Origin of the sequence: Pseudomonas neuropathica (genome assembly GCF_015461835.1) — a bacterium.
Classification (GTDB): Bacteria; Pseudomonadota; Gammaproteobacteria; order Pseudomonadales; family Pseudomonadaceae; genus Aquipseudomonas; species Aquipseudomonas neuropathica.
This window is the reverse complement of the sequence record NZ_JACOPX010000002.1, coordinates 312,195-326,082: the sequence shown is the minus strand read 5'-3', so window position 1 is coordinate 326,082 and position 13,888 is coordinate 312,195. Positions and strand designations below refer to the sequence as shown.

The 13,888-nt window shown below is 61.8% G+C and carries 7 protein-coding genes; 4 read left to right on the top strand and 3 right to left on the bottom strand.

The window, feature by feature from the left end:
• Window position 1 precedes the first annotated feature (1 nt).
• Window positions 2-997, bottom strand: coding sequence for a catabolite repressor/activator (gene cra, locus H8F23_RS03525; RefSeq protein ID WP_034154432.1), 996 nt, complete (start codon window positions 995-997; stop codon window positions 2-4).
• 308 nt (window positions 998-1,305) lie between these two features.
• Here cra and ptsP point away from each other — a divergent pair, with 308 nt between their 5' ends.
• From ptsP to H8F23_RS03505, 4 genes are all read left to right on the top strand, one after another.
• A complete protein-coding gene (gene ptsP / locus H8F23_RS03520; protein ID WP_194933432.1) occupies window positions 1,306-4,167 on the top strand; it encodes a phosphoenolpyruvate--protein phosphotransferase in 2,862 nt (953 codons plus the stop codon).
• Complete coding sequence (gene pfkB / locus H8F23_RS03515; protein WP_194933431.1) at window positions 4,167-5,108, top strand: 1-phosphofructokinase; 942 nt, start codon at window positions 4,167-4,169, stop codon at window positions 5,106-5,108. Before ptsP ends, pfkB begins: the two co-directional genes overlap by 1 nt.
• Before the next feature lie 11 nt (window positions 5,109-5,119).
• Window positions 5,120-6,853, top strand: a complete 1,734-nt coding sequence (locus H8F23_RS03510) for a PTS fructose-like transporter subunit IIB (protein WP_194933430.1) — start codon at window positions 5,120-5,122, stop codon at window positions 6,851-6,853.
• Window positions 6,854-7,028: 175 nt separating this feature from the next.
• Window positions 7,029-8,570 carry an alkaline phosphatase D family protein gene (locus H8F23_RS03505; protein WP_194933429.1) on the top strand — a complete coding sequence of 514 codons (1,542 nt, stop codon included), beginning with the start codon at window positions 7,029-7,031 and terminating at the stop codon, window positions 8,568-8,570.
• Between the two features lie 193 nt (window positions 8,571-8,763).
• Here the strand turns inward: H8F23_RS03505 and H8F23_RS03500 are convergent, their stop codons facing one another.
• Both H8F23_RS03500 and H8F23_RS03495 read right to left on the bottom strand, forming a co-directional pair.
• Window positions 8,764-11,292 carry a PepSY domain-containing protein gene (locus tag H8F23_RS03500; protein ID WP_194933489.1) on the bottom strand — a complete coding sequence of 843 codons (2,529 nt, stop codon included), beginning with the start codon at window positions 11,290-11,292 and terminating at the stop codon, window positions 8,764-8,766.
• A gap of 149 nt (window positions 11,293-11,441) precedes the next feature.
• Entirely contained in the window at window positions 11,442-13,763 is a 2,322-nt protein-coding gene (locus H8F23_RS03495) for a TonB-dependent receptor (RefSeq protein WP_194933428.1), read from the bottom strand.
• Window positions 13,764-13,888 lie beyond the last annotated feature (125 nt).

Below are 13,888 nucleotides of genomic sequence, written 5' to 3'. Positions count from 1 at the left end.
TTCAGTCCCGGTGAATACGCTGCTTGAAGGTCCGCGCGATGGCCTGCACGCCGGGCTTGTACTCCGACTGCTCGACCGCCGCCAGGGCCAGTTCCAGCGCCTTGTCGGCGATCAACTGGTGCTGCTGGGCCATGGCATTGACCGGCAGCGGCAGGAAATCCAGCAACTGCGTATCACCGAAGGTGCCGAGGCGCAGCGGCCGCGATTTCAGCGGGAAGTCATGCAGCGCATCGAACACGCCTTGCAGCAGCACGTAGGACGTTGTCACCAGCGCATCCGGCAAATGTCCCAAACGCTGCAGGAGTTCTTCCATCAATTGCTTGCCGCATTCGCGGCTGAAGGATTCGGCATGTTCGACCAGCACTTCGCCTTTGAAGTCGACCAGTGCCTCTTTGAAACCGGCGGCACGTTCCTGGCTGATGCTCAGTTCCGGACGGGCGCCGAGCAGTACGATCTGCTTCGGTTGCGGGTCAAGCAGACTCTGGGTCAGGTGCAGGCTGGCTTCGCGGTCGTCGCTGATCACCGAGCAGAAGTGCTCGGGTTCCATGACCCGGTCGATGGCGATGATCGGCAGACCTTTGGCCTGCAACTGCCGATAACTGTCATCGCCGGCCGGCAGGCAACTGGCAACGATCAGCGCATCGCAACGGCGCGCACGGAACAGTTGCAGCAACTGCCGCTCGCTGTCTGGCGCATCGTCGGAGCTGGCGATCAGCAATTGATAACCGCGCGCCCGTGCACCTTGCTCGAGCAGCTTGGCGATCCGCGCGTAACTGGGGTTTTCCAGATCCGGCAGAATAAAGCCCAGCGTGCGCGTGTGCCGACTGCGCAGCCCGGCCGCTTGTGGGTTTGGCGTGAAGCCGTGCAGATCGACCACTGCGCGCACCCGCTCGACGGTGGCGGTGCTGATGCGTTGCTGTTCGGCCTTGCCGTTGATGACGTAGCTGGCGGTGGTCACGGACACTCCGGCCAACCGCGCGATATCACTGAGTTTCAACCCGGGATTTCCTTGTTTTTTCGAGCTTGCCGCGACATTTTCGCCAATCCTACCCGATTAGGGCAGGCGACTATTGTCGCAGCGCATCCGACAAGTTGGACTTCAAGGATGGGACATTATCGAGTAACGTGCCGATCAATCTAGATTAAACGTTTCAGCAAGCGTATTTTCTACGTTTTAGACGTCTTTGGCCGGTTCTGCCGTGAAACCGCCAAAACTGCCGCTGAAAAGCAAAGCGGTAAAACGCCTAAGCTGCAAACCATTCAAAACAATACCTGGCACTCATAAAGCGCCAAAAAGGAGATCGCATGCTCGAGCTCACTATAGAGCAGATATCCATGGGCCAATCGGCTGTGGATAAACCCGCTGCGCTGCAACTGCTCGCCAATCACCTGGTGGCCGATGGTCTGGTTGCCGACGGTTACCTCGCCGGATTGCAGGCACGGGAAGCCCAGGGCTCGACCTTTCTCGGTCAAGGTATTGCCATTCCTCACGGAACGCCGCAAACCCGCGATCAGGTGTTCGCCACCGGCGTGCGCCTGATGCAGTTCCCGGAAGGCGTGGATTGGGGCGATGGCCAGATCGTTTATCTGGCGATTGGCATTGCCGCCAAATCCGACGAACACCTGCGCCTGCTGCAACTGCTGACCCGCGCCCTCGGCGAGACCGATCTGGGCCAGGCCCTGCGTCGTGCCAATTCCCCCGAAGCGCTGCTGAAATTGCTGCAAGGCGCGCCACAGGAACTGGCGCTGGATGCGCAGATGATCGGACTCGGCGTGTCGGCTGACGATTTCGAAGAACTGGTCTGGCGTGGCGCGCGTCTGTTGCGTCAGGCCGATTGTGTGAGCAACGGTTTTGCCGGTGTGTTGCAACAAGTCGAAGCGCTGCCGCTGGGCGATGGCCTGTGGTGGCTGCACAGCGAGCAGACCGTGAAGCGTCCGGGGCTGGCGTTCGTGACGCCGGACAAACCGATGCGCTACTTCGGTCAACCGCTCAGCGGTCTGTTCTGTCTGGCCAGTCTTGGCGAGGCGCATCAAGCTTTGCTTGAGCGTCTTTGCGCGTTGCTGATTGAAGGTCGCGGCCATGAGCTGGGCCGCGCCACCAGCAGCCGAAAAGTCCTCGAAGTGCTCGGCGGTGAATTGCCCGCCGACTGGCCGAGCGCACGCATTGCCCTGGCCAACGCCCATGGTTTGCACGCGCGCCCGGCGAAGATCCTTGCGCAGCTGGCGAAGAGTTTTGATGGCGAAATTCGTGTGCGCATCGTCGACGGCCAGGACAGCGCCGTGTCGGTGAAGAGCCTGAGCAAGCTGCTCAGCCTCGGCGCCCGTCGCGGTCAGGTGCTGGAGTTGATCGCGGAACCGAGCATCGCCGCTGACGCCTTGCCGGCACTCTTGGCCGCGATCGAAGAAGGCCTTGGCGAAGAAGTCGAGCCGCTGCCAGCCGTAAGCCAGCAGCGCGAGGTCATTGCCGACATCGCCGAAGTGCTGATTGCCCCGGCGTCCGGCGCTCAGTTGCAGGCGATCCCGGCAGCCCCTGGCATTGCCATCGGGCCTGCGCATTTTCAGGTTCAGCAAACCATCGATTACCCGCTGCGCGGCGAGTCTGCCGCCGTTGAGCGCGAACGTCTCAAGCAAGCGCTCGGCGACGTGCGCGGTGACATTCAGGGCCTGATCGAACGCAGCAAAGCCAAAGCCATCCGCGAGATCTTTATCACCCATCAGGAAATGCTCGACGATCCGGAACTCACCGATGAAGTCGATACCCGCCTTAAGCAAGGCGAAAGCGCCGAAGCGGCGTGGATGGCGGTGATCGAAGCGGCGGCCAAACAACAGGAATCGCTACAGGACGCGTTGCTCGCCGAACGGGCGGCGGACCTGCGTGACGTCGGTCGTCGCGTGTTGGCGCAACTGTGTGGCGTGCAAACTCCGAGCGAGCCTGAGCAACCGTACATTCTGGTGATGGACGAGGTCGGTCCGTCCGATGTCGCGCGGCTGGATCCGGTGCGCGTGGCGGGGATTCTCACCGCGCGCGGCGGCGCCACGGCGCACAGTGCAATCGTTGCGCGTGCTCTCGGGATTCCAGCGCTGGTCGGCGCTGGCGCAGCGGTGTTGTTGCTGGCGCCGGGCACACCGTTGCTGCTCGACGGCCAACGCGGTCGCCTGCACGTCGACGCCGATGCGGCGACCCTGCAACGCGCCGCCGAAGAGCGCGACACCCGCGAACAACGTCTGAAAATTGCCGCCGAACAACGCCATCAACCGGCACACACTACCGACGGTCATGCGGTCGAAGTGTTCGCCAACATCGGCGAAAGTGCGGGCGTGATCAGCGCGGTGGAGCAGGGCGCCGAAGGCATCGGCCTGCTGCGTACCGAACTGATTTTCATGGCCCATCCGCAAGCGCCCGACGAAGCCACGCAAGAAGCCGAATACCGCCGCGTCCTCGATGGCCTCGCCGGTCGTCCGCTGGTGGTGCGCACGCTGGATGTCGGCGGCGACAAACCGCTGCCGTATTGGCCGATCGCTAAGGAAGAAAATCCGTTCCTCGGTGTGCGCGGCATTCGCCTGACCCTGCAACGTCCGCAGATCATGGAAGCGCAATTGCGCGCCCTGCTGCGTTCGGCGGACAACCGTCCGCTGCGGATCATGTTCCCGATGGTTGGCAGCGTCGAAGAGTGGCGTCAGGCCCGCGACATGACCGAACGTCTGCGCCTGGAAATCCCGGTCGCCGATCTGCAACTGGGGATCATGATCGAAGTACCGTCCGCCGCTCTGCTCGCGCCGGTACTGGCCAAGGAAGTCGACTTCTTCAGTGTCGGCACCAACGATCTCACGCAATACACCCTGGCCATCGACCGTGGTCACCCGACCCTGTCGGCGCAGGCGGACGGCTTGCACCCGGCGGTGCTGCAACTGATCGACATCACCGTGCGCGCGGCCCATGCCCATGGCAAATGGGTCGGCGTCTGCGGCGAACTGGCGGCGGACCCGCTGGCGGTGCCGGTGCTGGTTGGCCTCGGTGTCGATGAACTCAGCGTCTCCGGACGCAGCATTGCCGAAGTCAAGGCACGCATTCGCGAACTCAGCCTGACCCAGGCGCAAACCCTTGCTCAACACGCCCTGGCCGTGGGCAGCGCCAACGAAGTGCGCGCACTAGTGGAGGCCCTGTAATGGCCAAGATTCTTACCCTGACCCTCAATCCGGCGCTCGACCTCACCGTCGAACTGCCACGCCTGGAGGCCGGTCAGGTCAATCGCAGCGACGCGATGCACACCCACGCTGCCGGCAAAGGTGTGAACGTCGCGCAGGTGCTGGCCGACCTCGGCCATCAACTGACGGTCAGCGGTTTTCTCGGTGAAGACAACCTGCAAGCGTTCGAAACCCTGTTCGCCAAGCGCGGTTTTGTCGACGCGTTTATCCGCGTGCCGGGTGAGACTCGCAGCAACATCAAGGTCGCCGAACAGGATGGCCGCATCACCGACATCAACGGCCCGGGGCCGGTGGTCGATGCCGCCGCGCAACAAGCGTTGCTCGATCGACTGGTGCAGATTGCACCGGGTCACGATGCGGTGGTGGTAGCTGGCAGTTTGCCGCGTGGTGTGACGGCGCAGTGGTTGCGCGAGTTGATCGAACGGCTCAATCAACTTGGCCTGAAAGTCGCTCTCGACAGCAGCGGCGAAGCGTTGCGCGAAGCTTTGAAAGCCAGTCCGTGGCTGATCAAACCGAACACTGAAGAACTCGCCGACGCACTCGGTTGCGACGTGGTTTCTCACGCGGCCGAGGCTCAGGCAGCGGCGCGCTTGCATGCGCAAGGCATCGAGCACGTGGTGATTTCTCACGGTGCTGATGGCGTGAACTGGTTCAGCGTTGGCTCAGCACTGCATGCCACGCCGCCCAAGGTCAGCGTCGCCAGCACGGTCGGTGCCGGTGATTCGTTGCTGGCCGGCATGCTTCACGGTTTGCTCAGCGCCGATACGCCCGAGCAAACCCTGCGCACGGCCACCGCCATTGCGGCGATGGCGGTGACCCAGATCGGTTTTGGCATCAACGACGCGGCGCAACTGGCGCAGCTCGAACAGGGCGTGCGCGTGCGTCCCCTGACAGAACAATAAGAGGGTTTGTCATGAAATTAGCCATTGTTACGGCTTGCCCGAACGGCATGGTCACCAGTGTGCTGTGCGCGCGTTTGCTCGATGCGGCGGCGCAGCGTCAGGGCTGGAGCACCAGCGTTGAAGTGGTCGATGCAGCGCACCCTGAGCGCGAATTGTCGGCAGCGACGATTGCGGCGGCGGAGTGGGTGTTGCTGGTCGCCACCGGCGCGGTGGACATGAGCCGCTTTGTCGGCAAACGGGTGTTCCAGATCGCCCCGGCGCAGGCGTTGCAGGATGTCGAGGCGGTGCTGCGTCGTGGTGCTGAAGAGGCAGAAGTTTACGTTGCCAGTGAGGCTGAACCGGCGACTGATGCGTCGCGTGCACCGCGCATTGTCGCCATCACCGCGTGCCCGACCGGTGTCGCCCACACCTTCATGGCGGCCGAAGCCCTGCAGCAGACCGCCAAGCGTCTGGGCTATGAATTGCAGGTCGAAACCCAAGGCTCGGTGGGCGCGAAAACCCCGTTGAGCGCAGCGGCGATTGCCGACGCGGACGTGGTGTTGCTGGCGGCGGATATCGAAGTCGCCACCGAGCGTTTCGCCGGCAAGAAAATCTATCGCTGCAGCACCGGGATTGCCTTGAAACAGTCCGAAGCCACGCTGAAAAAAGCCTTGGCCGAAGGCGCTGTGGAAAGCGCCGCGAGTGACGGCAAGGCACCGGCCAGGCAAGAGAAAACCGGCATCTATAAACACCTGCTGACGGGCGTGTCGTTCATGCTGCCGATGGTCGTGGCCGGTGGTTTGATGATCGCCTTGTCGTTCGTGTTCGGTATCACCGCATTCAAGGAAGAAGGCACGTTGGCCGCTGCGCTGATGCAGATCGGCGGTGAGACGGCGTTCAAGTTGATGGTGCCGTTGTTGGCCGGTTACATCGCTTATTCGATCGCCGACCGACCGGGCCTGGCGCCGGGGATGATTGGTGGTTTGCTTGCCAGTACGCTGGGCGCCGGGTTTATCGGCGGCATCATCGCCGGGTTTATCGCCGGTTATGCGGCCAAGGCTATCAGTCGATATGTCGCCTTGCCGCAAAGTCTCGAAGCGCTGAAACCGATTCTGATCATCCCGTTGTTCGCCAGCCTGATCACCGGTCTGGTGATGATTTACGTGGTCGGTAAACCGGTCGCCGGCATGCTCGGGGCGCTCACGCATTTCCTCGACAGCATGGGCACCACCAACGCGATTCTGCTCGGTGTGCTGCTCGGTGGCATGATGTGCGTCGACCTCGGCGGGCCGATCAACAAAGCCGCGTACGCGTTCTCGGTAGGTCTGTTGGCGTCGCAGAGTTATGCACCGATGGCCGCGACCATGGCAGCGGGCATGGTGCCGCCGATTGGTCTGGGCATCGCCACATTCATTGCGCGACGCAAGTTCGCCCAGACTGAGCGCGAGGCCGGCAAGGCTGCCTTCGTGCTGGGGCTGTGCTTTATCTCCGAAGGGGCGATTCCGTTTGCCGCGAAAGACCCGTTGCGGGTGATCCCGGCGAGCATCGCCGGCGGTGCATTGACCGGTGCGTTGTCGATGTACTTCGGCTGCAAATTGATGGCGCCGCACGGTGGCTTGTTTGTGCTGGCGATTCCGAATGCGATCAATCATGCGTTGCTGTATTTGCTGGCGATTGTCGCGGGGAGCCTCTTGACCGCCGTTGTCTACGCGACGGTCAAACGCCCGGAGGCCGTTGAGCTGGCGCTGGAACCCGCCAAGGCCTGACTGGCCCTGTAGGAGTGAGCCTGCTCGCGATAGCGGTCTGTCAGTGACATGAATGTTGGCAGATATACCGATATCGCGAGCAGGCTCACTCCTACAATTGGTGCTGTGGAGTGTCTGGTGTCATGTCTGTTTCATGATCGCGTGCTTAAGTTTTCCTTTTTACAGGGAGAACACCATGAGCGATTTCAACCCCGGTCGCCGGCGTGTCATACAAGTCGTTGGTGCCGGTCTGCTGATGCCAAGCCTGGCGCCGGCGGTGATTGCGTCGGTCAAGGATCGCCCGCAGTTGACCGACGGCGTGCAGTCCGGCGATCTGCAAGGCGACCGCGCGATGATCTGGAGCCGCAGCGATCGCCCGGCGCATATGGTGGTCGAGTGGGACACCCGCAGCCAGTTTCGTCACCCGCGCCGGGTGGTCTCGGCCCTCGCCGATGCCCGCAGCGACTTCACCGCCCGCGTTGAACTGACCGGGCTGCCCGCCGATCAGGCGATTTTCTATCGCGTGTATTTCAAGGACGCCCGCACCGGCGTCGCCAGCGAACCGTGGCTCGGCCACCTGCGCAGCGCACCGACGGCGCGGCGCAATATTCGTTTCGTCTGGAGCGGCGACACCGTCGGCCAGGGCTTCGGCATCAACCCGGACATCGGCGGCATGCGCATCTACGAAGCCATGCGTCTGCGCCTGCCGGACTTCTTTATCCACAGCGGCGACACCATCTACGCCGACGGCCCGGTGCCCGCGCAGCTCACCACGGAAAACGGTCGCATCTGGCGCAACCTCACTACCGAAGCGAAGAGCAAAGTCGCGCAGACCCTCGACGATTATCGCGGCAACTACCGCTACAACCTGATGGACGAAAACATCCGCCGCTTCAACGCCGAGGTGCCGCAGATCTGGCAGTGGGACGACCATGAAGTGGTCAACAACTGGTCGCCCGGCAAGCAGCTTGATGAGCGCTACCAGGAGAAAGATATCCACACCCTGGTCGGGCGCGCACGCAAGGCGTGGCTGGAATACTCGCCGATGCGTTTGCAGGCTGCCGATGCTGGCGGAAGGATTTATCGCAAGTTGAGCTATGGGCCGATGCTCGATGTGTTCGTGCTCGACATGCGCAGTTATCGCGGCGCCAATGACGACAACCTCGGCGCGGCGAAACCGTTTCTGGGGCGTGAGCAACTGAACTGGCTCAAGCGCGGCTTGAAGAAATCCAAAGCCCAGTGGAAGGTCATTGCCGCCGACATGCCGATCGGTCTGGGCGTGCCGGATGGTGAGGTCAGTCCGGGTGTGGCGCGTTGGGAAGCGGTGGCTAACGGTGACCCGGGACCGGCGCAGGGGCGCGAGGTGGAAATCGCCGAGTTGCTCGGCTATCTGCGTGCGCAGCAGGTGCGCAATTTTGTCTTCCTCACGGCAGATGTGCATTACTGCGCGGCGCATCACTATCACCCGGATCGCGCGGCGTTTCAGGATTTCGAGCCGTTCTGGGAGTTTGTCGCCGGGCCGCTGAACGCCGGGAGTTTCGGGCCCAATCCGCTGGATAAAACCTTTGGCCCGGAGGTTGTTTTCGAGAAGGCGCCGCCGGCGCAGAACACTTCGCCGTTTGCCGGGTTTCAGTTTTTTGGCGAGGTGAATATTGAAGGGCAGAGCGGGGAGATGAGTGTGGTGTTGCGGGATTTGAATGGGGTGGCGGTTTTTGAGAAGAAGTTGCAGCCGGTTTGAAGATCAAGAGCGACCCTCACCCCAGCCCTCTCCCGGAGGGAGAGGGGGCCGACGGAGGTGTCTAAAGAGGTACGTCGACCTGGAAGACCGTGTCGATTATGGATTCGGCAGAGGACGTTCAGGTCGGCGTATTGCGTGAATCTCGCAAGGTCAGTCCCCTCTCCCTCCGGGAGAGGGTTAGGGTGAGGGGCTTTTAATAGACGTCGCGACGGTAGCGGCCCTGCTCAATCAACCGCTCCACTTCGGCGGCCCCGAGAATGTCGTTAAGCACTTGATCAACGCCCGAAGCCATCCCCTGCAAGCTGCCGCAGATATAAATAACGGCACCATCCGCCAGCCATTTCTTCAGCTCATCAGCCGATTCACGCAAACGATCCTGTACATAAACCTTCTCGGCCTGATCCCGCGAGAACGCCAGATCCAGCCGTTCCAGATCACCATTGATTAACCACTCTTCCAGCTCCGCACGGCAGAGGAAATCGTGTTCACGATTGCGTTCGCCAAACAGCAACCACTGGCGCTGCTGACCATCGGCAATCCGTGCCTTGAGCAAACTGCGCAGCCCCGCCAGACCCGTGCCGTTGCCCAGCAGAATCATCGGCAGCGGTTCGTTCGGCAGATGGAAGCCACTGTTGCGCCGCACCCGCAGGCTGATGCTGCCGCCCACGGGCGCGTGCTCAGTCAGCCAGCCGGAACCGATGCCAAGGGTGCCGTCGGCATGCTGTTCCTGGCGCACGATCAACTCCAGCACGCCGTCGGCGGCAATCGAGGCGATCGAGTATTCGCGCATGGCCAGCGGCACCATCGCGTCGACCAGCGATTGCGCATGCAGACCAACCAGATGTGCGCGGTGCTCGGGCAATTGCCGCGAGGCCAGCGCGACTTCCAGCGGCTCGTCGAGGCCGTTGATTTTCACGGTGGTTTCGCCACGAATGCCGAGGCCGTCGAGGAAGTGCTCGATGGCCCACGGGCAGTTGCGCGGCAGCACTTCGACCAGATCACCGGCCAGCCAACTGCTGGTGTTCGGTGCGCTCAGGCCCAACAAGTAAACCGGCGCACCGCTGCTGTCCGGGTTCATCAGTTCGCGGCGTACCAGCGTCCAGTTGTCGTAACTCGGTGCTTGCCAGGTATCGACGGGCGCTTGCCCGGTGAGCAGGCCAAGTTGGGTTTGCCAATGGCGCAGGGCATACGGATCGCCGCTGTCGACTTCCACTGGCGCGAACAGGGTCTTGCCGCCGTGTTCGCTCAGCCACTGATGCAGGCGTTTGGCGAAACCACAGAAGTGCTGATATTGACGATCGCCGAGACCGAGCACCGAGTAATTCAGGCTGTCGAGGGTTGCCGCTTTGCCTAGCACTTTGCGCTCGAATCCGCGCGCGCTGTCCGGCGCTTCGCCGTCGCCGAACGTGCTGACCACGAACAGCGCGTTGTTCGATTCACGCAGATCCTGTTCGCTGACATTCGCCAGCGGCTGCACTTTCACCGGCAGTCCCGCAGCCTGCAATTGGCCGGCGGTCTGCCATGCCAGTTGCTCGGCAAACCCGCTCTGGCTGGCGAAGCCGATCAGCCATGCCGACGCATCGCCGGCCGGTTGAGCGAGGCCTTTACGTGCATCCTTGATCTGCTTTTTCTTGCGGCGACGATCGAGGTACAGCAGCCAGCCGGTGATGAAGAACAGCGGCATGCACACCGCTGCGAGGGTGATGATGATCCGCCCGACCAGACCGAAATAGCTGCCGACGTGCAGCGCATAAATGCTGGTCAGCAGTTGCGCCTTGAAGCTCTTTTCGGCGTAGCGGTCGACGCGTTTGACGATGCCGGTGGTCGGGTCGAGGGTGATCTGGTTCAGCGCGCGATCATGCGGCGAGCTGTCGAGCAGGTAGAACACGGTCGCCGGTTGGCCAGCGACGGCCGGCATACGGATGTTGTACGCCGCCAGGCCCGGACCGGCCGCGCTGTAAATGCTGCTCCACATCGCCGCGTAATCGGCGGTCGGTGCCGGGCCTTCCGGCGCGGGGCCGCGACCACCGCGCACGCGTTCGTTTTGTGGCGAGTCGGAAAGCAGTCGGGTGAGGCCTTTGTTGTACCACTCGTACGACCACGACAACCCGGTCAATGCCAGCAGCAGATACACCAACAAGCACCATGTACCGGCTACCGAATGCAGGTCCCAGTTGAAGGCGCGGCCCTTTTTCTTCCAGTCCAGCGTTAGCCACACGCGCCAGCTGTTCCACTGCCGTGGCCAGCGCAGATACAAACCAGAGAGGCAGAAAAACAGCAGGATCAATGTGCAGGCGCCGGTGATATTGCGCCCGGTGTCGCCCATGGCGAGGAAACGGTGCAGTTGCAGCATCAGGCCGAAGAAATCCTGGCCGACCGCGTCGCCCATGAACTCGGCGGTGTACGGGTCGAAGTAGCGCATCTCGCCGCGACGTTCACCCTTGGGCGGGGTGAAGAAGACTTTCGCCGCGTTGCCGCTGTCGGTTTCGACCCAGAGCATCGAGACTTTTTTCCCCGACGTGGCTTCTATGCGCTCGACCAGTTCGACGGGCGGCAAGACACCGGCCACTTGTTTTTCCACCTGCAGGACGGAGGGATTCAGCGCCCGCAGGATTTCGTCCTGAAATGAATAGGCCGCGCCGGTGATGCCCATCAACGCCAGCACCAGGCCTGCGGTGATGCCAAAAAACCAGTGCAACTGGAACAGGGTTTTCTTCAACACGTCACTCGCCGTCCATTCGGAAATTGTCTTCACGGCGCGCATTATGCCGTGGGTTATCGAGAAGCGTTCTTTATTACGCACAAAAGCCCCGTTCAATTGAATGAACGGGGCAAACCTTTTGATCACATCACCTGTGGGAGCGAGCTTGCTTAGAAGTGGAAGTTGGTGCTCAACAGTGCCGTACGGCCCGCCGCCTGGTTGGCGAAGTGGGTCGAGAAGGCTTTGTCGTAGTAGGTTTCGTTGGTCAGGTTCTGCACGTTGAGTTGCAGGTCGACGTTCTTGGTCAGCTTGTACGCAGCCATCGCGTCGTAGCGAACATACGAGTCAACCATGGTGGTGTTGGCCACGCTGCCGTACACGTCGTCGACGTAGAACGCGCCGCCACCGATGGTCAGCTTCGGCGTGACCTGGTAAGTGGTCCACAGGCTGGCGCTGTTTTTCGGCGTGTTAGGCAGTTCGTTGCCATCGTTGGCCTTGCCCATCGGGCCGCCGTCGACTTGTTCGCTGTCCATGAAGGCGTAACCGGCGAACACTTGCCACTTGTCGGTGATCTTGCCGCTGGCGGACAGTTCGACACCTTGCACGCGGGTCTTGCCGGCGTTTTCGTACGAGGTGGTGTCGACTTGTACGCGGGCGTTTTCTTTCTCGGTGCGGAAGATGTCAGCGGTCAGCGACAGGCGATCGTTGAGCAGATCCCACTTGGTGCCGATTTCATAGTTCTTGGTGGTTTCCGGCTCCATGTCGCTGCTCAGCAGGTTGCCGCTGCGATCTGGGGTGCCGCCCAACGGGTTGCCTTCCTGACCTTCGCCCAAGGTGTTGCCCGGTGGCGTGGCCGAGGTGGCGTAGGAGGCGTAGATGCTGCCGTTTTCCGCAGGCTTGTAGACCACGCCGAACTGACCGGTGACGAACTCGCTGGTGTCATCGCCCTTGGACGTGGTGGTGCCAGCGGCGTTGTAGGTCTTGTAGTCAGTGTCGAAGTGGTCGTAACGCAGCCCCATGTTCACCAGCCACTGCTCGTTCAGCTCCAGCGTATCGAACACATACAGCGCGTAGGTGTTGGCCTGGGTGTCGGTGCCGGCATAGTTGCGCGAAATCGCGCCGTTCCACGGATCGTTCGGGTTCGGGTTCGACAGCGACGTGCAGTTGTAGTTACTCGACGCGCCGATCATCGACGGCGTGCAGTTGCTGCTCGCTGGCACGTTGGTGGTGCGCGGGGTGGTGTCGGTGTTGACGTTGTACGAAGACTTCTGGCTTTCCTCACGGGTGTACTCGACACCGGTGGAGAAGCTGTTCTTGAAGCCGGCGACGTAGAAATTGCCGAACAGGTCAGTCTGGTTGGTGGTGGTCTCGGTGTTGCTTACCCGAGTATTGGCACGACGCCAGAGGCTGCCATTGTTGACGTTGCCCTTGCTGTCGTCCGGCTGGGTCAGGATGTAATCCTGCATGCTGGTGCCGTGGCGCAGGGTGTTCTTGATCGTCAGCGAGTCGCTCAGGTCATGCTCGATGGCGAAGGTCGCGGTGTCGGTGCGGCCCTTGCGGAAGTCGCGATCCAGACCGTAGAAATTGCTGTGGTCACCGCCGGCGTAAGGTTTGTCCGGATTGGACTTGGTGCGTGCAGCGGAGCCGCCGGCCGGGATGGTGTAAGGGATGCCCGAGTCCGGGGTGTCGTTGCTTTCGAGATGGTAGTAGTCGAGGTTGACGCGGGTGTCGGTGCCCAGGCCAAACGCCAGGGAGGGCGCGATGCCCCAGCGGTCGTAGTCGACCTTGTCGCGACCGGCGACGTTGCTCTCGTGGCTCATCAGGTTCAGACGGCCAGCGGCGGTGTCGCTGAACTGGTAGTTGCCGTCGAGGGTGTAACGCTGGGTCTGGTCGGAGCCCCAGGTGAAGCCGCCATCGAACGAGTTGCCCAGGTGGGCTTTCTTGCTCACAAGGTTAATGCTGCCGCCTGCCGCGCCACGACCGCCGATGGCGGAGTTCGGACCCTTGCTGACTTCAATGTTTTCCACGGCGAAGATTTCGCGGCTTTGCGAACCGGTGTCGCGCACGCCGTCGAGGTAGGTGTCGCCCTGGGCGTCGAAACCGCGAATGAACGGACGATCGCCCTGCGGGTTACCGCCTTCACCGGCGCCGAAGGTGATGCCCGGCACGGTGCGCAGCGCGTCCTGCATGTTCAGGGCGCCGGTGTCTTTGAGTACTTGTTGCGGAATAACGGTGACCGAGCGCGGCGTGTCGACCAGCGGTGCGGTGTACTTGGGCGAGGAGGCTTTTTCGACCTGGTAGGACGTTGAGTCCTGCGCTTCGCCGGTGATGGCGGTGGCGTCCAGGGCGATGGCATTGCCGGCGGCTTTGCTGTCGGTTTTTTCCGCGGCGAAGACCACATGGCCAGCGGAGCCTGCGGTAATCGCTACACCAATTGCAGAGGCGAGCAGACGTGGTGAACTGACCGGTAATTGTGCGTGTTGACGTGCCATTTTTATTCCCCTCCCCAAGGATTTGAGGCGGCGGAATATAGGGTAAACAGGTATTCGTATCAATTGCGAAACATTGTTATTCGCACTGAATTTACATTCTTTACAATTTAACCTTACGGTTTTTG

Coding starts and splice junctions, on each gene's coding strand:
- ptsP (WP_194933432.1), top strand. CDS start 1,306: ATGCTCGAGCTCACTATAGAGCAGATATCCATGGGCCAATCGGCTGTG.
- pfkB (WP_194933431.1), top strand. CDS start 4,167: ATGGCCAAGATTCTTACCCTGACCCTCAATCCGGCGCTCGACCTCACC.
- H8F23_RS03510 (WP_194933430.1), top strand. CDS start 5,120: ATGAAATTAGCCATTGTTACGGCTTGCCCGAACGGCATGGTCACCAGT.
- H8F23_RS03505 (WP_194933429.1), top strand. CDS start 7,029: ATGAGCGATTTCAACCCCGGTCGCCGGCGTGTCATACAAGTCGTTGGT.
- H8F23_RS03495 (WP_194933428.1), bottom strand. CDS start 13,763: ATGGCACGTCAACACGCACAATTACCGGTCAGTTCACCACGTCTGCTC.